1 pseudogene is annotated in these 569 nt (G+C 41.7%); it reads right to left on the reverse strand.

Going from position 1 to position 569, the window contains the following annotated elements:
* Window positions 1–569, reverse strand: a pseudogene (taxB, locus tag LU493_RS19465) (relaxosome-coupling protein TaxB); the annotation flags it as partial.

The raw sequence follows: 569 nt of genomic DNA on the forward strand, positions 1-569 counted from the left end.
ACCCTTTTGCGACGATTTCATTTTCAAATACTTTCTGTGGAGGCATAACCAGCTTTCCTTTCTTCCTGGGGAAAATGTTTGCAAGTTCCGGAGCAACCTTCACAAAGTCACCAAAGAAATACTCATTGAGATAGTAGAATGCCTTTTCACAACGAATCGGGTTTTCTCCCTTCATTGCCAGGATTTCTTCACTAAATTTCAGTGTAAGTAGTTCATTTGTTGTTACCAGTGGACGCTCAATAAGGCTTTCTGATTCAGATCTCGATGTTCCTCCACGACTACGACTTTTGCTTTTCGAACCGATAGTTACTGTTCGTGTCCCCATCGCTTCTGATAACTCCCGCGCATCTTTAACATCAGAAGCGGAATAAACAATTTTGCAGGGTGCACTTGCCAGTAATGTTTTACTGCCTGCATAACTGTAGATTTCCTCAAGCTGAGAGCCGACCTGGTAAACAATCAACAATTTCAGCTTGTAACCAGCAATGAGACCAGATTTACTCTTGATGTAATCTACAGCACCAATTGACGGGAATTCATCCAGTAGAAAAAGGCAGTCATGCTTTATT

Source organism: Halomonas elongata, assembly GCF_029081005.1.
Lineage (GTDB): Bacteria > Pseudomonadota > Gammaproteobacteria > Pseudomonadales > Halomonadaceae > Halomonas > Halomonas elongata_B.